The 22,024-nt window shown below is 64.1% G+C and carries 20 protein-coding genes; 12 read left to right on the forward strand and 8 right to left on the reverse strand.

Going from position 1 to position 22,024, the window contains the following annotated elements; translation table 11 throughout:
* The first annotated feature begins 1 nt into the window (after window position 1).
* Both AC1D0O_RS20365 and AC1D0O_RS20370 read left to right on the forward strand, forming a co-directional pair.
* A complete protein-coding gene (locus AC1D0O_RS20365; RefSeq protein ID WP_477655306.1) occupies window positions 2–1,000 on the forward strand; it encodes a Bug family tripartite tricarboxylate transporter substrate binding protein in 999 nt (332 codons plus the stop codon).
* 115 nt (window positions 1,001–1,115) lie between these two features.
* The gene (locus AC1D0O_RS20370; RefSeq protein ID WP_477655307.1) at window positions 1,116–2,105 is read left to right on the forward strand and encodes an MBL fold metallo-hydrolase; all 990 of its coding nucleotides are present in this window, start codon (window positions 1,116–1,118) and stop codon (window positions 2,103–2,105) included.
* Between the two features lie 12 nt (window positions 2,106–2,117).
* Here AC1D0O_RS20370 and AC1D0O_RS20375 read toward each other — a convergent pair whose 3' ends face one another.
* The gene (locus AC1D0O_RS20375) at window positions 2,118–2,525 is read right to left on the reverse strand and encodes a BLUF domain-containing protein (RefSeq protein WP_477655308.1); all 408 of its coding nucleotides are present in this window, start codon (window positions 2,523–2,525) and stop codon (window positions 2,118–2,120) included.
* Window positions 2,526–2,603: 78 nt separating this feature from the next.
* Between AC1D0O_RS20375 and AC1D0O_RS20380 the strand changes: the two genes are divergently transcribed.
* Both AC1D0O_RS20380 and AC1D0O_RS20385 read left to right on the forward strand, forming a co-directional pair.
* Window positions 2,604–3,362, forward strand: coding sequence for a Crp/Fnr family transcriptional regulator (locus AC1D0O_RS20380; RefSeq protein ID WP_477655309.1), 759 nt, complete (start codon window positions 2,604–2,606; stop codon window positions 3,360–3,362).
* 127 nt (window positions 3,363–3,489) lie between these two features.
* On the forward strand, window positions 3,490–3,807 hold the full coding sequence (locus AC1D0O_RS20385) for a hypothetical protein (RefSeq protein ID WP_477655310.1): 318 nt from the start codon (window positions 3,490–3,492) through the stop codon (window positions 3,805–3,807).
* A 22-nt stretch (window positions 3,808–3,829) separates the two neighbouring features.
* Here the strand turns inward: AC1D0O_RS20385 and AC1D0O_RS20390 are convergent, their stop codons facing one another.
* Window positions 3,830–4,762, reverse strand: a complete 933-nt coding sequence (locus AC1D0O_RS20390; RefSeq protein ID WP_477655311.1) for a DUF6279 family lipoprotein — start codon at window positions 4,760–4,762, stop codon at window positions 3,830–3,832.
* On the opposite strand from AC1D0O_RS20390, the gene glmU reads away from it, so the two are divergent.
* Window positions 4,761–6,191: a bifunctional UDP-N-acetylglucosamine diphosphorylase/glucosamine-1-phosphate N-acetyltransferase GlmU gene (gene glmU, locus AC1D0O_RS20395; protein WP_477655312.1), complete on the forward strand. Its 1,431-nt coding sequence runs from the start codon at window positions 4,761–4,763 to the stop codon at window positions 6,189–6,191. The two genes, AC1D0O_RS20390 and glmU, sit on opposite strands and share 2 nt — an antisense overlap.
* A gap of 52 nt (window positions 6,192–6,243) precedes the next feature.
* Window positions 6,244–6,708 (forward strand): hypothetical protein, encoded by a 465-nt coding sequence (locus AC1D0O_RS20400; protein ID WP_477655313.1) that lies wholly within the window; start codon window positions 6,244–6,246, stop codon window positions 6,706–6,708.
* A 778-nt stretch (window positions 6,709–7,486) separates the two neighbouring features.
* Here the strand turns inward: AC1D0O_RS20400 and AC1D0O_RS20405 are convergent.
* Window positions 7,487–8,449 carry a DMT family transporter gene (locus AC1D0O_RS20405; protein WP_477655314.1) on the reverse strand — a complete coding sequence of 321 codons (963 nt, stop codon included), beginning with the start codon at window positions 8,447–8,449 and terminating at the stop codon, window positions 7,487–7,489.
* A 126-nt stretch (window positions 8,450–8,575) separates the two neighbouring features.
* Between AC1D0O_RS20405 and AC1D0O_RS20410 the strand changes: the two genes are divergently transcribed.
* The 4 genes from AC1D0O_RS20410 (at window position 8,576) to AC1D0O_RS20425 (ending at window position 14,654) form a co-directional block, all read left to right on the forward strand.
* Entirely contained in the window at window positions 8,576–9,502 is a 927-nt protein-coding gene (locus tag AC1D0O_RS20410) for a LysR family transcriptional regulator (protein ID WP_477655315.1), read from the forward strand.
* A gap of 88 nt (window positions 9,503–9,590) precedes the next feature.
* The gene (locus AC1D0O_RS20415; RefSeq protein ID WP_477655316.1) at window positions 9,591–12,548 is read left to right on the forward strand and encodes a DUF2339 domain-containing protein; all 2,958 of its coding nucleotides are present in this window, start codon (window positions 9,591–9,593) and stop codon (window positions 12,546–12,548) included.
* The gene (locus AC1D0O_RS20420; RefSeq protein ID WP_477655317.1) at window positions 12,545–13,975 is read left to right on the forward strand and encodes a DUF3999 domain-containing protein; all 1,431 of its coding nucleotides are present in this window, start codon (window positions 12,545–12,547) and stop codon (window positions 13,973–13,975) included. Before AC1D0O_RS20415 ends, AC1D0O_RS20420 begins: the two co-directional genes overlap by 4 nt.
* 28 nt (window positions 13,976–14,003) lie before the next feature.
* Complete coding sequence (locus tag AC1D0O_RS20425) at window positions 14,004–14,654, forward strand: FABP family protein (RefSeq protein ID WP_477655318.1); 651 nt, start codon at window positions 14,004–14,006, stop codon at window positions 14,652–14,654.
* Here the strand turns inward: AC1D0O_RS20425 and AC1D0O_RS20430 are convergent.
* The gene (locus tag AC1D0O_RS20430) at window positions 14,651–15,136 is read right to left on the reverse strand and encodes an Lrp/AsnC family transcriptional regulator (protein WP_477655319.1); all 486 of its coding nucleotides are present in this window, start codon (window positions 15,134–15,136) and stop codon (window positions 14,651–14,653) included. The two genes, AC1D0O_RS20425 and AC1D0O_RS20430, sit on opposite strands and share 4 nt — an antisense overlap.
* Before the next feature lie 133 nt (window positions 15,137–15,269).
* Between AC1D0O_RS20430 and glmS the strand changes: the two genes are divergently transcribed.
* Window positions 15,270–17,120, forward strand: coding sequence for a glutamine--fructose-6-phosphate transaminase (isomerizing) (gene glmS, locus AC1D0O_RS20435; protein WP_477655320.1), 1,851 nt, complete (start codon window positions 15,270–15,272; stop codon window positions 17,118–17,120).
* Between the two features lie 143 nt (window positions 17,121–17,263).
* On the opposite strand, the gene AC1D0O_RS20440 is transcribed toward glmS, so the two are convergent.
* The 4 genes from AC1D0O_RS20440 to AC1D0O_RS20455 form a co-directional block, all read right to left on the reverse strand.
* Entirely contained in the window at window positions 17,264–18,055 is a 792-nt protein-coding gene (locus tag AC1D0O_RS20440) for an SDR family NAD(P)-dependent oxidoreductase (protein WP_477655321.1), read from the reverse strand.
* 90 nt (window positions 18,056–18,145) lie between these two features.
* Complete coding sequence (locus tag AC1D0O_RS20445) at window positions 18,146–18,922, reverse strand: alpha/beta fold hydrolase (protein ID WP_477655322.1); 777 nt, start codon at window positions 18,920–18,922, stop codon at window positions 18,146–18,148.
* A 66-nt stretch (window positions 18,923–18,988) separates the two neighbouring features.
* Complete coding sequence (locus AC1D0O_RS20450; protein WP_477655323.1) at window positions 18,989–20,257, reverse strand: MFS transporter; 1,269 nt, start codon at window positions 20,255–20,257, stop codon at window positions 18,989–18,991.
* A gap of 230 nt (window positions 20,258–20,487) precedes the next feature.
* Window positions 20,488–20,958: a hypothetical protein gene (locus tag AC1D0O_RS20455; RefSeq protein ID WP_477655324.1), complete on the reverse strand. Its 471-nt coding sequence runs from the start codon at window positions 20,956–20,958 to the stop codon at window positions 20,488–20,490.
* 343 nt (window positions 20,959–21,301) lie between these two features.
* Between AC1D0O_RS20455 and AC1D0O_RS20460 the strand changes: the two genes are divergently transcribed.
* Entirely contained in the window at window positions 21,302–21,898 is a 597-nt protein-coding gene (locus AC1D0O_RS20460; protein ID WP_477655325.1) for a LuxR C-terminal-related transcriptional regulator, read from the forward strand.
* Window positions 21,899–22,024: the final 126 nt, after the last annotated feature.

Raw genomic sequence — 22,024 nt, forward strand, 5'->3', positions numbered from 1 at the left:
CATGGCCCCCTCACTATCGAACTTCACAAACCCGCGCATCCGCCCCCTGATGCTCGCCGCCGCCGCCGCGCTCTGCGCGCTGGCGCCCGGGCTGTCGCCGGCCCAGGGCTTTCCCGACAAGCCCATCACCTTCATCGTGCCCTTTGCCGCCGGCAGCGCCACCGACCAGCTGGCGCGCGCCCTGGGCCAGGCCGTGACCAACGACAGCAAGGCCAGCGTGCTGGTCGACAACCGGCCCGGCGCCAACAGTTTTATCGGCGCCCAGGCGGCGGCGAAAGCCAAACCCGACGGCTATACCGTCTTCATCACCACTAACACCACGCAATCGGCCAACGAGCACCTGTTCAAGAAGCTGCCCTATGACCCGGTCAAGGACTTCGCGCCGCTCACCGCCCTGGGGCGCGGCGGCCAGATCATGGTCGTCAACCCGGCGCTGCCGGTGAACAGCGTCGCCGATTTCATCAAGCTGGCTAAATCCAAGCCGGGCAAGCTGTCCTTCGGTAGCGGCAGCTCCTCCAGCCGTGTCGCGGGGGAGCAGTTCAAGCAGATGACGGGCACCTACATCCTGAACATTCCCTACAAGAGCAACCCGCCGGCCGTGACCGACCTGCTCGGCGGCCAGATCGACATGATGATCACCGACATGGCCACCGGCCTGCCGCAGGTCAAGGCCGGCAAGCTCAAGGCGCTGGGTGTGTCCACGCGGCAGCGCTCGCCGCTGGCGCCGGATGTGCCCACCATCGCCGAAGCCGGCGTCAAGGGCTATGAGATGACCTACTGGTTTGCCGCCTACGCGCCGGCCGGCACACCCGCCGATGTGGTGGCCAAACTCGCCGACATGCTCGCGCGCGCCGCGCGCAGTTCCTCGGCCGCGCCCTTTTACCAGTCCAGCGGCATCGAGATCTTCACCAGCAGTCCCGAAGAGCTGCGCAAGTTCCAGGCGGACGAGACCCTCAAATGGGGAAAAATCATCAAGGCGGCGGGTATAGAACCCGAGTGAGCGTTGCGGCGGAGGACTGGGGTTTGCGATTCAACTATTCGTAACGCATTACGTTTAAGTAAAATTCCGGCAAAGCCGGCGGCCTTGTCCCGCCGCGCCCCCACCAGGAAACCCCATGTCCAAAGCCTTCGCCTCCCAGTCCGACCTGACCGACAAGACCATCACCTTCGAGCAGCTCAGCGCGCACTGCTGGGCCTATACCGCCGAGGGCGACCCCAATTCCGGCGTCATCATCGGCGACAAGTTCATCATGGTCAGCGACGCCACGGCCACCCCGGCGATGGCGCAGGACCTGATCGCGCGCATACGCAGCATCAGCGACAAGCCCATCAAGTACGTGCTGCTCACGCACTACCACGCGGTGCGCGTGCTGGGCGCCAGCGCCTACGCGGCCGAGGGCGCGACCGAGATCATCGCCAGCCAGGGCACTTATGAGCTCATCGTCGAGCGCGGCGCGCAGGACATGCAAAGCGAGATGGAGCGCTTCCCGCGGCTGTTCCGCAATGCCGAAAGCGTGCCCGGCCTGACCTGGCCGACGCTGGTGATAGACGGCGGCAATCCCGTCAAAGGCGAAAAGCCCGGCAAGCTGGTGCTGGACCTGGGCGGAGTGAAGGTGCAGGTCTGGCATCCCGGCCCCGGCCATACACGCGGCGACACGATTGCCTGGATCGAAGAAGAAAAAGTGCTGTTCTCGGGCGACCTGGTCGAATACGAGGCGGGCGTCTACACCGGCGACGCCCAGCTCGAGGAATGGCCCGCGACGCTCGAAGCCTTGCGCGCGCTGAAGGCCGAGGCCATCGTGCCGGGCCGCGGCGAGGCCATGAAGGGCGCGGCCAATGTCAACAAGGCACTGGATTACACCAAGCGCTGGGTAGAGACGCTGTACAAAGCCGGCAAGGAAGCGGCAGCAGCCGGCATGGACCTCAAGGCCGCCATGGACCACACACGCAAAAGCATGGACCCGGTTTTCGGCCATGTGTTCATCTATGAGCACTGCCTGCCGTTCGACGTGAGCCGTGCCTTTGACGAAGCCAGCGGCATCAAGAACCCGCGTATCTGGACTGCGGAACGCGATCAGGAGATGTGGAAGGCTTTGCAGGGCTGAAGCCCGGCGCGGTCAGGAATCCAGGTCCAGGCTGGACAGCAGCCCGACAAAAACATCGAGCGCGGCCTGGCCGTCCAGGCGCTCCATGCGTTCCAGCACGTCCTCATCCTCGACCAGGCAATAGCCCAGGCTGAAGCGCCGGAACCGGCGGGCGGCCAGTTCGCCGTGGTGCACGACCTGCATATTGATATGGCGGCTGTCCTGGCGTATGCGCTCCTGCAGCGCCAGCACCTGCTTTTGCCCGCCTTCAAACTGCTGGCAAAAGCGCATGCCGTCAAAAATCAGCAGCCCCGTGATGTCGCGCTCCGCATTGGCCCGGCGGGCCTTGGCGGCGATGTCTGCGACGACGCTCAGCGGCGCTTCGGGGGCCAGCGTGCTGACGTAAAGGATTTCATACAGAGTGGTGCTTGTTTTTGTCATTGCGGCCCAATGTAGCGGCCCACACGTAGGCGCACAATGTCAAAAGACACAGGTAAATGCGCCTAAGATGATTCTTTTATGAATATTCCCACGCCAACTTCAGCGATCTGCCCGCCAGATTGCAATGCCTGCGGCTTGCGTGAGACCCGGGCTTTCATGCCCGTCAATGCCGAAGAATTGAAGTTCCTCGAAGCCTTCCGCACCGGCACCGCGATGGTGAAGGCCGGCGCCACCATACTTCCCGAGCAGCAACCCAACGGCAAACTCTTCACGCTGTACTCGGGCTGGGCCTTTCGTTACAAGACTTTGAGCGACGGCCGCCGGCAAATCCTCAACTTTTTGCTGCCGGGCGACTTCATCGGCCTGCAGCAGAAATTCGCCGACGGCGCCATGCACGGCATCGAGGCCGTGACCGATGCCAGCCTCTGCGTGTTCCCGCGTGAGGGTCTGTGGGAGCTGTTCCGCAATTTCCCCAACCTGGGCTATGACATCACCTGGCTGGCGGCGCGAGAAGAGGGCATGGTCGACGACCACTTGCTGACGGCTGGGCGGCGCAATGCCACCGAACGCGTGGCCATGCTGCTGATGCATTTATTCCGCCGGCTCGAGCGCGTGGGCATGGCCGCCGGCGGCATGATCGAATTTCCGATCAACCAGCAGCACATCGCCGACGCGCTGGGGCTGTCGCTGGTGCACACCAACAAGACCTTGAGGCGCCTGCGCCAGCTGGGCCTGCACGAGATCCTCGACGGCAAGTTGCGCCTGCTCAACACCCGGGCGCTGGAGCGCATTGCGGACTATTACGACACGCCCCCTCCGCAGGTTCCGTTACTCTGATTCAGCCCTGTAGGCGGGCGCCGACAGCAAGCCCCCTTGGTGGATGACACGCGCCCCCCGTTCCCGGTTCTAAGGTAGCTCTCTTGCCCGTGATGTGGCGAGACCAGACACCACCCAGGAGACGCTCATGGACCACGCACAAGCCCCCGGCGCACGGCTGCAGCAGCAGCCGCCCCGCTTCTCCAACCAGCAGCAACAGCAAAGCAGCGGCTCGCGCGAGTTCCAGCCGCGCCAATCGCAGCCTGGCGACGGCCCGTCCGGCCAGATGGGCGAGGGCAGCTACGAAGGCACGCGAAAATACCAGGAGAAGATCAAGTCCTACCTGAAGGATGCCGACGTCAAGTCCGACGCCGAGGCCGCCAGGCCCGAATCGCCACAGCAGGCGGAAGAGCTGAAAAAGGCAGAAGAGGAAGGGCGTTCGCACTCCAAGTCGCCAGGCCAATAGCTCGGCTTTTTGCGGGTGATCCTCAGGATTTCTGCGCGTTCAAAATCCTGAAATCCTGCTCGTAGCGGTGCAGGGTCTCCACCGCCTTGTGGCGCTGCGCCGGCGTCGTGCTGTTGTGCAGTTCCGCCAGCGTGGCGCAAGCGTCCTGCGTCAGCTTCTCCATGTAGTCGCGGTAAGCCGCATCGGGTGAGGTGAGTGTGCGCTCAAACAGCCCGCGCATCGCGGCCTGGGTTTTCTCGGGTGTGCCCTGGCCTGCCACCAGCGGGCGCAGCGTATGCAGGGCGTCCTGCTGGCGCCGGATTTTTTCCGCGTAACTGCGCGGCGCGTCGAAATGCGAGCTGTCGATGCGCCGCTCAATCACGGCCAGCTGCTTTTTCTCAAGCCGGCCGTAGAGCATTTCGGCGCGCTTGACCGCCTCCTTGTAGCGCTTGTCGCGCTGGGCCTTGGGCGAGGCTTCGAGGAAGTCCTCGCGGTACTCGTCATTGCCTTTGGCGAAGCGGCGTTCCAGGGTTTTGAGCTGGCCGGCCTGCAGCGAACCGACCAGGGTCGCCATGGGCGGCTCCGCCTGCCGCGCCAGCGCCACGAGTTTGCCACGCACGTCGGTGTAGATCGCGCAGGCCGCCGCGGCGTCCGTGTCCGAAGGCATTTGATGCTGCAGCTTTTGCAGCGCCTCGATGTAGCCGGGCAGCTGCGTCTGGCGGTGCCAGGCCTGCAGTTTGTCGAGGTCGGCCTTGACCTGCAGACTTTGCGCGTCGGTGAAGTCGAAGTGCCGGTCCAGCTGCCAGTAGGCCAGTTCGGGCGCCTGGTTGTAGGCGAGTTTCATGAGGCTGCAGCTTTGCAGCAGCCCGGCCAGCAGCAGGACGGCCAGCCCGCCGATAATCCGTGTGCAGCGTCCCGTGCCCGCCCCGGCGGCCCGGGAACGCGTCATCACCCCAAGATCCAGAGGAAATTTCATGGCAACCCCAATCGATGTCGTCATCATGGCCGCGGGCAAAGGCACGCGGATGAAAAGCAGTTTGCCTAAAGTGTTACACCGATTGGGCGGGAAAGCTTTGCTGGCGCATGTCATCGAATGCGCCGCCTCGGTGTCGGCGCGCCAGGCAGTGGTCATTACCGGCCATGGCGCGGCGGAAGTCGAGGCCGCCTGCAAGCGTTTTACCGAGGCCGCGGGCGCTACAGCAACCCCGGTGGCGCTGCGCTTCGCGCGCCAGGAGCCGCAGCTCGGCACCGGCCACGCGGTGCAGCAGGCCCTGCCTCTGCTGGCCGACGACGGCGTCACGCTGGTGCTCTCGGGCGACGTGCCGCTGACCCAGGCCGCCACCTTGCAGGCACTGATTGACCAGTGCGACGGCCAGCGCCTGGCGCTGCTCACGCTCAGCATGGCCGACCCCACGGGCTACGGCCGCATCGTGCGTGCCGGTGCCGAAGTGTCATCGCAGGTGCGCGCCATCGTCGAGCACAAGGACGCCAGCGCCGCCCAGCGCGAGATCCGCGAAATCTACAGCGGCATCATGGCCGTGCCCACGCGCCTCCTGCGCGCCTGGCTGGCCCGGCTCGACAACAAGAACGCCCAGGGTGAGTACTACCTGACCGACATCGTGAAGTTCGCCGTGGCCGACGGCGTGGCCGTGGTGGCCCACCAGATCACCGACGCCGCCCAGGTGGCCGGTGTCAACAGCCCGGTGCAACTGGCCGAGCTCGAGCGCGTCCACCAAAGCCGCCTGGCCGTCGCACTGATGGAGCAGGGCGTGCGCCTGGCCGACCCGGCGCGCCTGGACGTGCGCGGCACGCTAGTCTGCGGCCAGGACGTCGAGATCGACGTGAACTGCGTCTTTGAAGGCGCGGTCACCCTGGGCGAGGGCGTGCGCATAGGCGCGAACTGCGTCATCGCCAACTGCAGCATCGCCGCCGGCGCCGTCATCCACCCCTTCACCCACATCGACGGCGAAAAACTCGGCGTGAAAGTGGGCGAGGGCGCACTGATCGGCCCCTTCGCGCGCCTGCGCCCCGGCGCGCAGCTGGGCGCCGAGGTGCACATCGGCAATTTCGTCGAGGTCAAGAACTCCACCCTGGCCAAGGGCGCCAAGGCCAACCACCTGGCCTACCTGGGCGACGCCACCGTGGGTGAGCGCGTCAACTACGGCGCCGGCAGCATCACCGCCAATTACGACGGCGCCAACAAGCACCGCACGGTGATCGAGGCCGACGTGCACATCGGCAGCAACTGCGTGCTGGTCGCGCCCGTCACCATAGGCGCGGGCGGCACGGTGGGCGGCGGCTCCACCATCACCAAGAGCACGCCGCCCGAGGCGCTCAGCGTGGCGCGCGGCAAGCAGGTCAGCCTGCCGAACTGGAAGCGCCCGGCCAAGAAGACGATATCCTGAGCCAGCTGGCTCAGGAGTCAGCCCTATTTCGAAACAACAACACTGGAAAAACATGAGAAAAATTTGCGCAGCGGTGGGAGTGATCCTGGTCTTGAGCGGGTGCGCGCCTGCAAAACTTGTCCCCATGTCCAGGCCTCAGGAAACCAACCAGTCCACCCTCCTGGTCTACCGCGAGTCGGCATTCAACTCCGGTGGCGTTGACGCCGTCTTCGGATCGGGCCAGCAAGACTGGGTGGCGCTGGGCACCAAGAGCTATGCGGTGCTGCAGATCACGCCAGATTCGCATGAATTCTTCGTCCGATCGACGCAGGCTGACCAACCCTTTGTGTTCAAGGCAACGGTTGTTCAGGCCGAGACCAAGTGCTTGCGCGTATTCCCAAATCCGGGAAACTTTGCGAAGGCGTTGTTGCCGATCAGCTATATGGCCGGTAACACCTTCATGCTCGAAGAAGCCGTGTGTCCCAACGCTGAAATTTTGGCGGGATTCGGCAAAAAGACTGTGACTTACGCTAAGTAGAGCTGGCGCGAGGTTGCCCTGGCTTGTGCGCCGGCCCTCTGCTGAGGGTTTCTGGCCGGGGGTAGCCCGGCGGCAAGGTGTTTCTTCTGAGTTCTGCTGGCCGGGACTCGCCCCGGCGGGCGAGGCACTTTTCTTTGCTTCGCCAAAGAAAAGTACCCAAAAGAAAGGCGACCCGCAGTCTGGGTCCCTACGCTTCGCTACGGGCAACCTGCGGTGCTCGACTACGGCGGGGTCTCGCGCAAACTCGCTTCGCTCAGACAAGCGCGATCCCTGATCCGCCTACGCCTGCGCTCCTCGGCCCAGCCAGGACGGGGCAATCGGGAGCGGGATCGGGGACAGAAGACAAATACCAAAGAACAAACCAAGACAAACAAGGACTCGCCACGGCGAGTCCTTGTTTCTTCTGTATTCGGTATTTGGATTTGGCATCCCTTCTCCACCCCTTGTGGATGCGCCGAGGAGCGCAGGTTCAGGCGGATCAGGGATCGCGTTGTTTGAGCCGAAGGCGAGTTTAGCGAGACCCCGCCTGAACCGAGCACCGCAGGTTGCCCGTAGCGAAGCGGAGGGACGCAGCAACCAGGGTCGCCTTTTCTTTTGCTTACTTTTGGTGTTTGCGTAACTTCGCTTCGCGAAGTGAGCAAACCCCGCGCGCGTAGCGCGCCTTTTGGCGAACAAAAGAAAACCCGCTTTGCGGGTTTCGCTAAAAGTGAGTAGCCGCCGGGCTACCCCCGGCCAGCAGGACTAAGAGAAGAGCGCACCGTCGGAACAAAGAAAAAACCTATTTAACGCGATTCACCAAAAACACCCCAAATATCGCCAACCCCCCGCCGGCCAGGAGGCTGACGCTCAAAGGCTCACCCAGAATCAACCACCCCAACAGCACCCCAAACACCGGCACCAGATTGTTGAACACCACGGTCCGCGCAGCGCCCAGCTGCCGCAGGCCTTCGTAGTACCAGACAAAGGCCACGGCGGTGCCAAGCACGCCCAGGAACACCAGGCCGGCCCAGACCTCGGGCGTGAACGACGCGGCATTCACGTGGGGGATGTCGCGCAGCGCCAGCAGACCTAAAAACAACGTGCCCCAGATCGCGGCCCACAGCGTGGCCAGCACCGGCGACAGGCCTTGCAGCAGCTTGCGGCCCACCAGCGTGTAGACAGCCCAGGCGCAGACCGCGCCGAACATCGCGAGTTCGCCCTTGCTCAGCGACTGCATGATCTGCGAGAGGTCGCCACGCGTCACCACTACCCACACGCCCAGCAGGGCCAGCGCCACGCCCAGCCAGCGTGTGGCCGACAGCCGGTCGCCCAGCAGCGCGGCGGCGATCAGCAGCGTGACCACCGGGTTGAGCGCGATGATCAGCGAGGTGCGGCCCGCCGGCAGCACCGACAGCGCGGTGAAGAACAGCAGGTTGTAGGCAAAGATGCCGGTCGCGCCCAGCGCCATGGTGCCCAGCAACTGGCGCCGCGTGATGCGCGTGATGGCGCGCAGGCCTTCGGTGAAGTGCAGGGCCGCCAGCAGCGCCAGCGTGGCGAACACAAAACGGATAAAACCGGCCGTGGCCGGCGGCAGATGGGCCGAGATCACACGCCCCGCGATGAAGGTGCCGCCCCATAGCACCGGCACGCAGGTCAGGCGCAGGTAAAGGCCCCAGAGCTTGCCGCTTGAGGGGTTGGGTGTGTGCGAAAGGGGCGCGGCGGAAGCCAGGGCGGCGGAGGCGGATGGGGTCGCAGTCGTCATGGGGGCAGGGTTTTGGGAGAAAACCGTAAATAAGGTAGATTGGTGTATGAGATTAGTTGTTAAATTACTCACTATCAAATGAGTGTTTACTCATGACATGAATATCTGTAAAAGGATTGACGCACCATGACCCTGGCCCAACTCGAAGTGCTGATCACCCTGGACGAATGCCGCAGCTTTTCGCGCGCGGCTATGCGCCTGGGCACCACCCAGTCGGCCGTCAGCCATGCGCTGCGCGCGCTGGAAACCGAGTTCGGCGTCAAGCTCGCCCTGCGCGATGCCTCGGGCGTTTCCATGACCGACGCCGGCGAGCGCCTGCTGCTGCGCGCCCGCGAAATGACGGCGCTGGCCGCCACCATGGCGCAGGAACTCGGCGACGCCCGGGAACTGAAGACCGGCACGCTGCGCATAGGCTCCTTCGGCCCTACCTCCACCGTCAACCTGCTGCCGCCCCTGCTGGCCGCCTTCAAGCAAGGCCATCCCGGCGCGCAGGTGCGCATCGAGGAGGAAAGCGACGAGGTCGTCGACGACTGGCTGCTGCAAAAACGCGTGGAGCTCGGTTTCGTCGTGGTGCCCGACGAGCGCTTTGAAGTGCTGCCGCTGGTGCAGGACGAGTTCGTCGCCATCCTGCCGGCCGGCCATGCGCTGGCCGCGCACGCCGCCGTGCCCATCAGCGCGCTCAGCGGCCTGGACTTCGTGCTGACCGAGGCCGGCTGCGGCCCGGTCATCGTGCCCATCCTGCAGAAAAACATCACGCGGCCCAAGGTGCTCTACCACTTCACGCAAATCATCTCCATCCTGCAGTTCGTGCAGCGTGGCCTGGCGGTCTCCGTCGCCGCGCGGCTGGCGTTGCCCGATGCGCCCGAGGGCGTGGTCTACCGGCCGCTGCTGCCCGCGCAGCCGCGCACCGTCGGCCTGGCCTGCCTGGACGTGGCCAAACTTTCGCCGCTGGCGCGGGCCTTCTGGGAAACCGCGCGGGAACAGGGCAGGTCAAAAACCGCGGCGGCCGGCAAGGTCCCGGCCAGGCCGCGCGCCGTGCCTGTCGTCGCCTGACACGCGCATACCGCCTTCTTCCCTCGGACGTCGTCGCCAACCCCATCAAGTACTATCAGCCCATTCATAAAAGAGGGGGGCTGAAGCCATGATCGTCTGGAGCATTGTGTGGGGCATCGTTCTGGGATGGTTGTGGCCGGGCCATGGCGACGCCGGTCCTTTTGTGGGAGGCTTCCTCGGCCTCTTCGCCGGCCTGTCACTGCGCTGGGCGGTGCGGGCCGAAGTGGAGGCCATGCGGAAAAAAGCGCCGCAACCGGTGACGCCCGCCGCTCGCCAGGCGACGGTCGCGCCTGTCGCTGCAAGTGCGCCAAACGCCGCCGCACCCAGGGATTTCGAAAACACCAGCCCGCTGCCCGTTGCCTCAGCACCGGCCAGCGCCGCCGACAACGAAGCGGCACCGGCACCGATGCAAGTGCCTGACCTGGCCCCCAACGGCCTGCCGCGCGCGCAGCCTGCCGCAGTTGCCGCTACGCCCGCCAGGCCCGCCACCACCGCCAGGCCCGCCTACAAACCGGCCGAACCCAACCCGGTGGAATTGGCCCTGCTCGCCGCCAAAAACTGGTTCCTGGGCGGCAACACCATCGTACGCGTGGGCCTGGTCATCCTGTTCATCGGCCTGTCTTTCCTGGCGCGTTATGCCGCGTCGGCCGGCCTGTTCCCGGTCGAGTTCCGGCTCGCGGCCATAGGCGCGGCGGCCATCGCGCTGCTGGCCGTGGGCTTTCGCAAGCGAAACGACAAGCCCGGTTTCGCGCTCGCGCTGCAGGGCGCCGGCGTCGCGGTGATGTACCTCACGGTGTTCGCGGCCTTCCGCCTTTACGGCCTGCTGGATCCGCTGCCGGCCTTCGCGCTGATGATCATCGTCTGCGGCCTGAGCTGCGCGCTGGCGCTGCTGCAGAATTCGCGCGCGCTGGCGGTGGCGGCCTTCGCCGGCGGCTTTGCGGTGCCGTTGCTGCTGTCGACAGGGCAGGGCAGCCACGTGGGCCTCTTCAGCTACTACACGCTGCTCAACCTGGCGATTCTGTTCATCGCGTACAAGCGTTCCTGCCGCATCCTCAATGTGGTCGGGTTCATCGCCACCTTCGGTGTGGCCACGGCCTGGGGCATTCTCAAGTACGTACCCGAGAACTACGTGAGCGCCCAGCCTTTCCTCGTCGGCTTCGTATTGATCTACCTGTTCACCGCCATCCTGTATGCGCGCAACACGCCAACCCGGCTGGGCAATGCGGTCGACACCATGCTGGTCTTCGGCACGCCGCTCGCGGGCTTCGGCTTGCAGGCCGGGCTGGTGCGCGGCATGGAACTGGGCGCGGCTTTCTCGGCGCTGGGCTTTGCCGCGCTCTACCTGTTCACGGCCATGCTGCTGGCGCGGCGCGCGCTGGCCAGCTACCGCCTGCTGATTGAATGCTTTATGGCCGTGGGTGTAGGTTTTGCCACGCTGGCCGTGCCGCTGGCGCTCGATGCGCAATGGACTTCGGCGGTCTGGGCGCTCGAAGGCGCGGGCGCTTTCTGGGTCGGCATGCGCCAGGCGCGCTGGATGCCGCGCGCCTTCGGTCTGCTGCTGCAGGGTGTCGCGGCCATGGCTTTCCTGGGCGGGCTGGACAACGCCACCGGCGGCCTGGGCAGCCACGTGTATGCCATTCCTTTCGGCAACCCGGCCTTCATAGGCGCGATGCTGATCGCCTTGCCCGCGCTGCAACTGGCCTGGTGGCTGCGCCGGCCCCTGCCGCACAGCGAGTCTTCGTGGGCCAAGGCCTATGCGGGCGTGGAGTCCTGGCTTTCCGTTCCCGTGTACCTCTACGGCTTTTCCTTCTGGTGCCTGGGTTGGCTGCTCGAAATCGCGCGCCGCGTGCCGGCGCTGGAAGCCGATGCCATGCCCCGGCATGTCTTCAGCGATCGCACCACCGGCCTCCTCATGATGCTGGCCGTCGTCGCCAGCATGGCCCTGTCCATGCTGCTGGGCCTGAAGAAGCAGTGGCCGGTCGCGACCTGGCCCGCGCGCATCAGCGTCGCCGTGCTGGCGCTGGGCTACCTCGCGCAGACCGGCGAAGGCTACCGCGTGCTGGCCACACCGGCCTGGGCCGTGTGGCCAGTGGTGTTGGTGCTGCACTACTGGATGCTGCGGCAGACAGACCGCCTGGCCCAGGCGCCGGTCGTGGCGGGCGGTGCGGGCCGCGTATCCCCCTTCGGCTTCCTGCATGCGGCCGGCGCCTGGCTGGTCACGGTGCTGCTGGCCGACTGCCTGTGGTCCGGCATTGGCAAGGCCGAGCTCTGGCGCACCTCCTGGGCCGGCGTGGTGTTGCTGGTCAGTGCCATTGGCGTGCTCATGCTGCTGGCCACCTGGGCCGGCAAGGCGAACCGGCAGGCGCAGCGCCAGGCCTTCGCCTGGCCGCTGAACCCGCATGCGCAGGCCTACTACTGGCTGGCGGCCCTGCCGCTGGCGGTGCTGGTCTTCTGGGGAACGCTGGCCGCTGCCATCCATTCCTCGGGCCACACCGCGCCCCTGCCTTACATCCCGCTGCTCAACCCGACCGACCTGACCCTGGCGCTCGCGCTGGGTGGGCTGGTGTTCTGGCGCCGTGTGCTGGTGACGGCCGTACCGGCGCCTGCCGGCTCGGCCTGGGCCACCGGCCGCAATGCGCTGGTGGCGCTGGCCCTGCTGGTGTTCATCGCGGTCAACACCGTCTGGCTGCGCATCGCCCACCATTTCTTCGGTGTGCGCTGGGATGCCGAGGCGCTGTTCGCCAGCTTTGTGGTGCAGACCGGCTACGCGATCTTGTGGACGCTGCTGGCGCTGAGCCTCATGGTGCTGGCGCACCGACGCGCGCAGCGGCCGCTGTGGCTGGTGGGCGCGGGCCTGCTGGGCCTGGTCGTCGTCAAGCTGCTGCTCATCGACCTGTCGAACGCCGGTGGCGCCGAACGCATCATTGCCTTCATCGTGGTCGGCGTGCTGATGCTGGTGGTCGGCTATTTCGCGCCGCTGCCGCCCAAGGCGCAGACTGCCGCGGCCCCCAATGCCCCTGACCTGAAAGAAGAGGCCCTGCCATGAAGAAGTTCGAGTACGCCCGGTTCCTGACCCTCGCGCTGTCGGCCGGCCTGGCCGCCCCGCTGCCGCTGCTGGCCGCCGATGCGCGGGACGCGGCCAATGCCAAGTCCTATGCCGTGCGCGTTCCCGTCACGCCCGCGCCCGACGCGCCGCTGCAGCGCCTGCTGCTGCCGGCCGAGGCGCTGGTGCGGCTGCAAAGCCCGGCCTATGCCGACCTGCGAATTTTTAACGCCGCCGGCCAGCCCGTGCCCATGGCGCTGGCCAGCGTTCCCACGCCGACCTCCACGCAGGAGCGCAGCGTCAAGCTGCCCGCCTATCCCATCCTGGGCGCGGAGGGCGCCGCGGCGGCGGGGCTCGAGGGCCTGTCGCTGCGCATCGAAGAGCGCCAGGGCAAACGTGTGGTGCAGCTCAACACGGGCGGCACCACCGCTTCGGCTGCAGCGCCGCAAAAAGTGCTGGGCGCGCTGCTCGATGCGCGCAAGCTCAAGGAGCCCGTGGCCAGTATGACGCTGGACGCCGACCTGCCGGTCGGCCAGCCCGTCACCTTCAACGTGCAGGCCAGCAAGGACCTCAAGAACTGGCGCCCGCTGGCCGATACCGTGCTCTACCGCGCGGACTCTTCGGCCTCGGCGGCCAGCCTGGGCGACACGCGGCTTGACCTGTCCATGGCCGACCTCAAGGACCATTACCTGCGCATCAGCTGGGGTGCTGCCGCCGTCACCGTGCGCGGCGCGACGCTGCTCACCTCGCAAAGCACGGCCGTGCGCCAGCGCGTCAGTGCGGCGATGGCGACGCCCGCACTCACCAGCGCGCACGAGCTGAGTTTTGCCTTGCCGTTTGCCACGCCGGTGGCCGCGCTCAAGATCACGCCGCAAGGCAGCAACGTGCTTGTGCCTATCCGCGTGCTGGGCCGCAACCATCGCGAGCAACCCTGGGCCTTGTTGGCCAGCTCGGTGGTCTACCGCCTGGGCGCGGCCGGCAAGGAGCAGGCCAGCGGCCCGGTCGACTTGCAGGGCGCTTCGGTGCGCGAAGTGAAGATAGAAGCCGACGCCAAGACACCGGGCTTTGCCGCTGCGCCCGAGATCGCGCTGCAGTTCGAGCCCGCGCAACTCGTGTTCCTGGCCAGCGGACAGGGCCCGTTCACGCTGGCGGCCGGCCAGGCGAGCGCCGCCGCTGCCTTTTTGCCCATGGCCAGCCTGATCCCAAACTACCAGGCTTCACAGGAAAACGCGCTGCCTCTCGCGCAGGCCGATGTGGCCAAAGCCGACGTCACCGGCGGCGGCCTGGCCGGCCCGCTGGTGGCCGGCTCGCCGCAGGGCGACGGCCTGCCCACGCGCAGCCTGGTGTTGTGGGGCATCCTGCTGTTGGGCGTTCTGGCGCTGGCCGGCATGGCATGGGGCCTGCTTAAACAAACCAAAAAAGCGGACTGATTCACCTTCGATTGGCTGGAATGACATCATGAGCACCGACGCCTTCCCCAAAGACATCTATACCGAGCCCGAGGTCGACCCCGACACGCTCGCCAACCTGGGCCCTTTGCGCGCCATGGCCGGCATCTGGGAAGGCGCGCGCGGCGCCGACGTCAAACCCGTGCTCACCGGCACCAAGACTCAGGCTTATATCGAGCGTTACGAGCTGCATCCCATAGACGCGCAGACCAACGGCCCGCAGGCGCTGTACGGTTTGCGGTACCACACCTTCATCCACAAGCCCGGCTTCACCAAGACCTACCATGACCAGGTCGGCTACTGGCTGTGGGAGCCGGCCACCAGCACCATCTATCACACGCTCGCGATCCCGCGCGGCCAGGTTGCCATGGCCAGTGGCAAGGTCGCCGCCGATGCGACGCAGTTCGAGCTGGTTTCTGAGCGCGGCAGCCTGACCAATGGCATCGTGTCCAACCCGTTTATCGAACATGCTTTCACGACGCTGTCCTGGCGCATAGCGGTCACGCTCAATACCGACGGCAGCTGGTCCTATTTCCAGACCACCGTGCTGCAGATAGAAGGCCGCGACCAGCCCTTCGACCACACCGACCGCAACACGCTGATCAAGGTCGGCGAGCCCGCGCTGAACCCCAAGGCGTTGTCAGTGCAGCAGGGCGCTTAAGAGCCCAGCAACACCCGAGGCTCAAACTTCGCGCGCCGCGTGCTGAAGAAAGCCTTCACGTTGCGCACATTGGCATCGCTGGTAAACAGCCGCTGCGCCAGCGCGAGGTAGCGCGGCATGTCGGCCATGTGCACCACCAGCATGAAGTCCGGCCCCGGCGACACGCGGTAGCACTGCTGCACCGCTTCGTCCGTGATCACCCGGACCTCAAACGCTTCCTGCTGTTCAGCGCCTTGCCGCTCGAGCGTGATCTCGACCAGCGCTGTCAGCCCATGGCCCGTGATGGCGGCCAGCTTGTCGACATTGAGCAGCGCCACGTCGCGTTCCACCAGCCCCGCATCGCGCAGGCGTTTGACGCGGCGCAAACAGGTCGGCGGTGAGATATGGACGTGTTCTGCCAGTGCCTGGTTGCTCAGTGAAGCATCGGTCTGCAGGCTGTCGAGCAGCTTGAGGTCGATCTCATCAAGGGATATTTGTTCCATAAATCTACTTTAAATGAAATTAAATTCAATCATTAAAGAATAGTGAAATTAAATTCCATAAATCAAGAAAAATCAATCACATAACAAAATAACAAGCACGTAGCATCCACTCATTGTTTTTCAGGAGACCTCCATGTGCGGCATCGTTGCTTCCGTTTCGACCCGAAATATCGTTCCCATCCTGGTGCAGGGTTTGCAGCGCCTCGAATACCGCGGGTATGACTCCTGCGGCGTCGCCGTGTACAACGGCGGCCTCAAGCGCGCGCGCAGCACCTCGCGCGTGGCCGAACTGCAGGAACAGGTCGCCCACGACAAGCTCGAAGGCGCCACCGGCATCGCCCACACACGCTGGGCCACCCACGGCGCACCCGTCGTGCACAACGCCCATCCCCACTTCAGCCACGGCAGCGGCACCACATCGCAAGCCAAGCCCGGCAAGATGGCACTGGTGCACAACGGCATCATCGAGAACTACGAAGAGCTGCGCGCCGGCCTGAAGGCCAAAGGCTACGTCTTCGAGAGCCAGACCGACACCGAAGTCATCGTGCACCTGATGGACAGCCTGTATGACGGCGACCTGTTCGAAGCCCTCAAGGCCACCGTCGCGCAGCTGCACGGCGCGTATGCCATCGCCGCCTTCTGCAAGGACGAACCGCACCGCGTCGTCGGCGCGCGCGCCGGCTCGCCGCTCATCCTGGGCGTCGGCAAGGACAAGACCGAGAACTTCCTGGCCAGCGACGCCATGGCCCTGGCCGGCGTGACCGACCAGATCGTCTACCTTGAAGAAGGCGACATGGTCGACATCCAGCTCGGCAAGTACTGGATCGCCGGCAAGGACGGCAAGCCCGCCCAGCGCGAGGTCAAGACCGTACAGGCCCACAGCGGCGCCGCCGAACTCGGCCCCTACCGCCACTACATGCAGAAAGAAATTTTTGAGCAGCCGCGCGCCATCGCCGACACGCTAGAAGGCGTCGAGGGCATAGTCCCAGAGCTGTTCGGCGACCAGGCCTTCCGCGTCTTCAAAGAAATCGATTCCGTCCTCATCCTGGCCTGCGGCACCAGCTACTACAGCGGTTGCGCCGCCAAGTACTGGCTTGAAGCGATTGCCGGCATCCCCACGCAGGTCGAGGTCGCCAGCGAGTACCGCTACCGCAGCTCCGTGCCCAACCCTAAAACACTGGTCGTCACCATCACCCAGAGCGGCGAAACCGCCGACACCCTGGCCGCGCTGCGCCACGCGCAAAGCCTGGGCATGACGCAGACCCTCACCATCTGCAACGTCTCCACCTCGGCCATGGTGCGCGAATGCAAGCTCGCCTACATCACGCGCGCCGGCGTCGAGATCGGTGTCGCCTCCACCAAGGCCTTCACCACCCAGCTTGCCGGCCTGTTTTTGCTGACGCTGGCCCTGGCCCAAAGCAAAGGCAAGCTCACGGAGGAAGAAGAAGCCGGCCACCTCAAAGCCATGCGCCACCTGCCCGCCGCCCTGCAGGCCGTGCTGGCGCTCGAGCCCCAAGTCATCAGCTGGGCCGAAGACTTCGCCAAGATGGAAAACGCGCTCTTCCTCGGCCGCGGCCTGCATTACCCCATCGCGCTGGAAGGCGCGCTCAAGCTCAAGGAAATCAGCTACATCCACGCCGAGGCCTACCCCGCCGGTGAACTCAAACACGGCCCCCTGGCCCTGGTCACCAGCGAGATGCCCGTCGTCACCGTCGCGCCCAACGACGCGCTGCTTGAAAAACTCAAAAGCAACATGCAGGAAGTCCGCGCCCGCGGCGGCGTCCTCTATGTGCTGGCAGACGCCGACAGCCACATCGAAAGCAGCGAAGGCCTACACGTGATCCGCATGCCCGAACACTACGGCGCACTGAGCCCGCTGCTGCACGTGGTGCCTCTGCAGCTGCTGGCGTATCACACGGCTGTGGCGCGCGGGACGGATGTGGACAAACCGAGAAACCTGGCCAAGTCCGTCACCGTAGAGTGACGGATTTGGGACGGCACGAAGTTATTCTGGGCAATTAAAGTCGTAAACATAGGCCTAGAATCCATGCGGGTTTGCGGCGTTAAAAATTCACAACAGGCAAGGCTGAAGTCGTAAACATGAGCCTCACCCGTCGCACACACCCCTCAGAAGGCGCTCTTGACGACGCCGCCGTCCACGCGCAACGCCGCGCCAGTGGTCGCCGAGGCGAGCGGGCTCGCCACATAGGCTACAAGCGAAGCCACCTCCTGCGGAGTCCCGAAACGCTTGATCAGCGAGGTTGGGCGTACTTCTTCGAAAAATTCTGCCTCGACCTGCTCGGCGCTTTTATTGCTCGATTTCGCCATTCCCTCGACGAAGTCACCAACCCCACGTGATCTGGTCGGGCCAGGCAATACGCTGTTAACCGTGATGCCTGTGCCGGCGACCGACTCCGCGAGCCCGCGCGAAACGGCGAGCTGTGCAGTCTTTGACATGCCGTAGTGGATCATCTCCGTGGGAATCTGTACGGCGCTCTCGCTGGAGATGAATATGATTCGCCCCCAGTTCGCGTTTTTCATCCCTGGCAGCACCAGGCGCGAAAGACGAACGCCGCTCAGGACATTAACGTCAAAGAATTTTTGCCAATCTTCGTCGGGAATATCTTCGAAAGGTTTCGCCTCGAAGATGCCCAGATTGTTGACGAGGATGCTGATACCCGAATAACGTCGCACTACCTCATTCGCAGCCTCGGGGCTGCTGAGGTCTCCGGCATATCCGTGCACCGTGCTACCCGTCTCCGAGCGAATGCGGTCTGCCGCCTCATCGACGGCCGCTTGCGTCCGACCGTTGACGATAACGGTAGCGCCCTCCTGTGCCAGGGTACGAGCGATTGCGTATCCAATGCCGGCCGTGCTGCCACTAATGAGAGCTAACTTGCCATTGAGTTGCAAATCCATGTCGATTTCCTATATGAATGAAACGAAAATATACCCAATCCGTCTGGCGAATTGGGCATTGGCGTCCGACCGATTCGATCTGAAAACGGGTCAGTTGCCCGCAGCTTCCTGGATGAGTGCAGCCACCTCAGCTGGACGCGAAACCATCAGCGCATGGGATCCGCCTTTGACCACCACGGTCTTCTTGGCCTTGGCACGGTCAGCCATAAAGCCCATTGCCTCTGGTGGAATATTGAGGTCACCTGTACCGTAAATGGCCCAGCTGGGGATTGACTTCCACGCCGGCTCAGGGGACGCTTCTTGCAGGGCCGCGGCCTTGACCGGCCTCTGCGTGGCTGCCATGGCCTTGGCCTCCGGAAGGGGAACGTCCGCTGCGAACTGCTGCGGGAACTTGTCCTGCTGGACATAAAGGTCTTCACCGCCGTCGGGCAGTGGCACGGGTGCAGCCAGGGTTGGCGGCAGCGTCGAACCCGGGAATTTTCCGGTCAAGGCCAGCGCACTCTCACCCTGTGCAGGCGCGAAGGCTGCGACGAACACCAGTGCTTTGACTTTGTCGAGACCAGTGGCCGCTGCCGAGATGACCGAGCCGCCGTACGAGTGCCCCACGAGCACAACTGGGCCTGCGATTGACTTCACCAGCGACGCCACGTACGCACCATCGCTTGCCACGCCGCGCAAGGGGTTGGCTGCCGCAACGACGGGGTAGCCCTGCCTGGTTAACTCTGCCACGACTCCATTCCAACTGGACGAGCCGGCAAAAGCGCCATGGACAAGAACGATCGTCGGCTTGGGGCTGGCAGCCCCTGCGCTCACGGCCGAGAGGGTCAATATGCCGACTGCAAGAGTGCTCTGGATTAATTTGAACATGGAATCTCCTTTGGAAAATGCGCCGACTCGTCAGCGCGGTTGATGAAAATGTCGACGCCGTTCGATCTAGGCGCGGCGGCGCTTAACGGCGTATCCGGCTGCTACACCCGAAGGCAATCCTTTGAGGTCCAAAGTCCGCTCCTTTAGAACACTGCAGACGGCCAAGGCCAAGCCGGACAGCGTCAGTATTGCGGCCACCCATGGAAGGTGCGCCAGATCGATTCCTTGAGTGATGACCACACCACCTAGCCATGCCCCCAGGGCGTTTCCGAGGTTGAACGCGGCGATGTTGAGGCTGGAAGCCATGCTTTGCCCGGCACCCTGCGCCTTGTTCAACACTCGCAGCTGCAGCGGCGCCACTGTAGAGAACGCACCCGTACCAAGCAGTCCCACAAAAAGGACCGCCGTTACACGGTTTTCCATGGCGAATCCCATCAACACGAGGATGACGGCCAATCCCGCGAGCGATCCAAGCAGCATTCTCACCGGTGCGCGGTCTGTCAAGCGACCACCAATGACGTTCCCAAAAACCATGCCCACGCCGAACATGAGCAAAATCACGGAAACCTGAGACTCAGCGAACCCGGTGACCTGCGTTAGCAAGGGCTGAACATACGTGAAGACGGCAAACACGCCCGCGAAGCCGAAGACGGTCGCCCCCAGTCCCAACAACACATGAGCTCGTCCCAGGACTGTGAATTCCTCACGTAGCGACACGCGACTACCGCAACCCGCCTCTTTCGCCGACACAAAGATGGCGAGGACGGCTATCGCTACAAGGCCGATGACGGATACTGCCCAAAACGTGGAACGCCATCCAAAATGCAACCCGAACCACGAGCCAGCCGGCACACCCAGGAGGGTCGCCACCGTGAGTCCAGTGAACATTGTTGACAGCGCCGCCGCCCTACGGTCTGCCGACACCACACTCGTGGCCACGACAGCGCCAATGCCAAAAAATGTTCCATGTGCAAGTGAGGTGATGACGCGAGCGACCATGAGCACCGCATAGTTGGGTGCCAGCGCGCAGGCCACGTTCCCGAGTGTGAAGATCCCCATCAAAATCAGGAGCGCCTTCTTGCGCGGCACACGGCTCATCAACGCCGTCAGTACCGGAGCACCCACGAAAACGCCCAATGCATAGCCCGAGATCAGCAACCCCGCCGTAGGTACGCTGACATGCATGTCCGCCGCCAGCTGAAGTAGCAAACCCATGATGACGAACTCTGTCGTGCCAATCCCGAAGGCGCCTATCGTCAGTGCGTAGATGGCCATGGAAGACCGCTTGCCGACCTGAATCGGCGAGCTTGAGGTTAATGTGCTTGGCTTATTCATGAGATGTCGCCCGTCACGGCGGTTTCGGAATTGTTGGTGGTTTGAGTGAAGGTTACGGACGGGTTCTTGTCTTCGCATCTCCCGGAAATAAGGCCTCGAAGGCGGCGCAATGGGAGATTCGCACCTCCTCCTTTTGGAGGATTACCGGGGCCTTCTTCGCTGGCGGGAACTATGTGTTTCGAAGCCAAGCCGGATGAGCTGCCGGGGATCTGGCAGGTGGAGCGGACTACCTAGGCGCGGATAAGGAAGCGCAGCGCTCGAGCGGCGTCATGCACCTCGCGTGGCGCCTGGAGGATCACCGCACACGGCCTTTGACCGCCCAGCCAACAGTTTCTCTCGGAAAACCATCCCGCAATGTCCCAGTCGTCAAGCACGGCACGAAGTTCCGCGAGTGGAGCTGCGATTTCCGTATGAGGTACCAGTGTCGGGGCGAACTGGAAGCGCGGCAGCCAGTAATCGCCGTTCCAGTGAACCACTATCAACTGCCGCTCCACGATCCAGCGGGCAACCGTGCCGATGGCCAGACGGCCGCCGCCGTCAAACACGAGCCTGTCTGCCGGGGCGAGTCCGCCCTCTGCACCATAGGCCGCGCATAACGAGGCGAAAGCCAATGTGTCAGCGTCGCCGCACTTGGTATTCGGGAGCCTCGGCACGACCAGGCCTGCGGCGACGGACTGCAAAGGAGCTTTCATGATTTCCATCACCGAAGTCTGTGACGCTTTCAGCTGCCGCACCTCACCTCAAGGAGGTATGAAAATCTCGCCCTGGCTCTCGGACTTCGATTGCACCATTGGCCGACTTTTTGTGGAGGATCGCTAGATGCTGCTGGTGCTCGACAACTGTGAGCATGCGCTGCCGACGTGATGCAAGGAAATCGCGCGATCAGTGGGTTGTATTCACACAAATTCACACAGTGTGGTCTTCCGCATGGGGTGTTAACTGGAATTCACGGCAATTCACTTCCCATCAACACGGAGAGGAATGATCATCGGTTACACCACCGGCGTGCATTTCGCCCGTCGATAGGAACCGTGGAGTCAGACCATGCTTAATTCCCTCAGGATCGGCGTGCAGGTGCTTTGCAGCGACCCGTTGGTGCGCACCGGGCTTAAGGCGGCATTTGGCGAGGAGCCCGATCTAGCCTGGGTGCCGCAGGACGAAGACCATGCTGATGTCGTCGTCGCAGATTACGAGCGGGGCCTGCAGCTTATTGCTGAGGCCAAGGCGGAGGGCAGCGCCTCCCCCTGTCGCCAAAAAGTACTGATACTCACCGCGCGCGAAAGCGAGTGGGAGATCAGGACAGCCCTGGAGCGAGGCGCGCGAGGCTACCTAGTTCACGGATGCGACCTGCCAGAACTGATGGTTGCAGTTCGGACCGTGCACCGCGGGATGCGCCACCTATGCGCGCCCGCGGCACGGCGTCTGGCTGACAGCATGGCACATGCGACCTTGACCAATCGGGAAGTCGAGGTTTTGCGCCTTGTTGTTGAAGGTTGTGGCAACAAGGTGATCGCCCGTGAGCTCGACATCGCAATCGGCACCGTCAAGTCGCACCTCAAGACGATTTTTGAGAAACTCGGAGCCCGGAGCCGAACAGAGGTCGCAAAGTTGGCTGAACGCCGGGGCTTGCTGTCATCCTAGCCGGCGACATGGAAGCACCCGTGTTTCGCATGCCGTGTTAGATGTTCAGGCAAACGTTCGGTAGTCGCACGCCGCCGAGCGCGCCAGTTTCTGCCAGTGGAGGCGTCGGTAGCGACCCGGCAGGCG

It is taken from the genome of Polaromonas sp. P1_F2 (assembly GCF_056405735.1).

Excerpts from the sequence above, each read along its gene's own strand:
- glmS (WP_477655320.1), top strand. The coding sequence starts at position 15,270 with ATGTGCGGCATCGTTGCTTCCGTTTCGACCCGAAATATCGTTCCCATC.
- AC1D0O_RS20415 (WP_477655316.1), top strand. The coding sequence starts at position 9,591 with ATGATCGTCTGGAGCATTGTGTGGGGCATCGTTCTGGGATGGTTGTGG.
- AC1D0O_RS20365 (WP_477655306.1), top strand. The coding sequence starts at position 2 with ATGGCCCCCTCACTATCGAACTTCACAAACCCGCGCATCCGCCCCCTG.
- AC1D0O_RS20460 (WP_477655325.1), top strand. The coding sequence starts at position 21,302 with ATGCTTAATTCCCTCAGGATCGGCGTGCAGGTGCTTTGCAGCGACCCG.
- AC1D0O_RS20455 (WP_477655324.1), bottom strand. The coding sequence starts at position 20,958 with ATGGAAATCATGAAAGCTCCTTTGCAGTCCGTCGCCGCAGGCCTGGTC.
- AC1D0O_RS20445 (WP_477655322.1), bottom strand. The coding sequence starts at position 18,922 with ATGTTCAAATTAATCCAGAGCACTCTTGCAGTCGGCATATTGACCCTC.
- AC1D0O_RS20370 (WP_477655307.1), top strand. The coding sequence starts at position 1,116 with ATGTCCAAAGCCTTCGCCTCCCAGTCCGACCTGACCGACAAGACCATC.
- AC1D0O_RS20430 (WP_477655319.1), bottom strand. The coding sequence starts at position 15,136 with ATGGAACAAATATCCCTTGATGAGATCGACCTCAAGCTGCTCGACAGC.
- glmU (WP_477655312.1), top strand. The coding sequence starts at position 4,761 with ATGGCAACCCCAATCGATGTCGTCATCATGGCCGCGGGCAAAGGCACG.
- AC1D0O_RS20380 (WP_477655309.1), top strand. The coding sequence starts at position 2,604 with ATGAATATTCCCACGCCAACTTCAGCGATCTGCCCGCCAGATTGCAAT.
- AC1D0O_RS20420 (WP_477655317.1), top strand. The coding sequence starts at position 12,545 with ATGAAGAAGTTCGAGTACGCCCGGTTCCTGACCCTCGCGCTGTCGGCC.
- AC1D0O_RS20385 (WP_477655310.1), top strand. The coding sequence starts at position 3,490 with ATGGACCACGCACAAGCCCCCGGCGCACGGCTGCAGCAGCAGCCGCCC.
- AC1D0O_RS20375 (WP_477655308.1), bottom strand. The coding sequence starts at position 2,525 with ATGACAAAAACAAGCACCACTCTGTATGAAATCCTTTACGTCAGCACG.
- AC1D0O_RS20450 (WP_477655323.1), bottom strand. The coding sequence starts at position 20,257 with ATGAATAAGCCAAGCACATTAACCTCAAGCTCGCCGATTCAGGTCGGC.
- AC1D0O_RS20390 (WP_477655311.1), bottom strand. The coding sequence starts at position 4,762 with ATGAAATTTCCTCTGGATCTTGGGGTGATGACGCGTTCCCGGGCCGCC.
- AC1D0O_RS20405 (WP_477655314.1), bottom strand. The coding sequence starts at position 8,449 with ATGACGACTGCGACCCCATCCGCCTCCGCCGCCCTGGCTTCCGCCGCG.
- AC1D0O_RS20400 (WP_477655313.1), top strand. The coding sequence starts at position 6,244 with ATGAGAAAAATTTGCGCAGCGGTGGGAGTGATCCTGGTCTTGAGCGGG.
- AC1D0O_RS20425 (WP_477655318.1), top strand. The coding sequence starts at position 14,004 with ATGAGCACCGACGCCTTCCCCAAAGACATCTATACCGAGCCCGAGGTC.
- AC1D0O_RS20440 (WP_477655321.1), bottom strand. The coding sequence starts at position 18,055 with ATGGATTTGCAACTCAATGGCAAGTTAGCTCTCATTAGTGGCAGCACG.
- AC1D0O_RS20410 (WP_477655315.1), top strand. The coding sequence starts at position 8,576 with ATGACCCTGGCCCAACTCGAAGTGCTGATCACCCTGGACGAATGCCGC.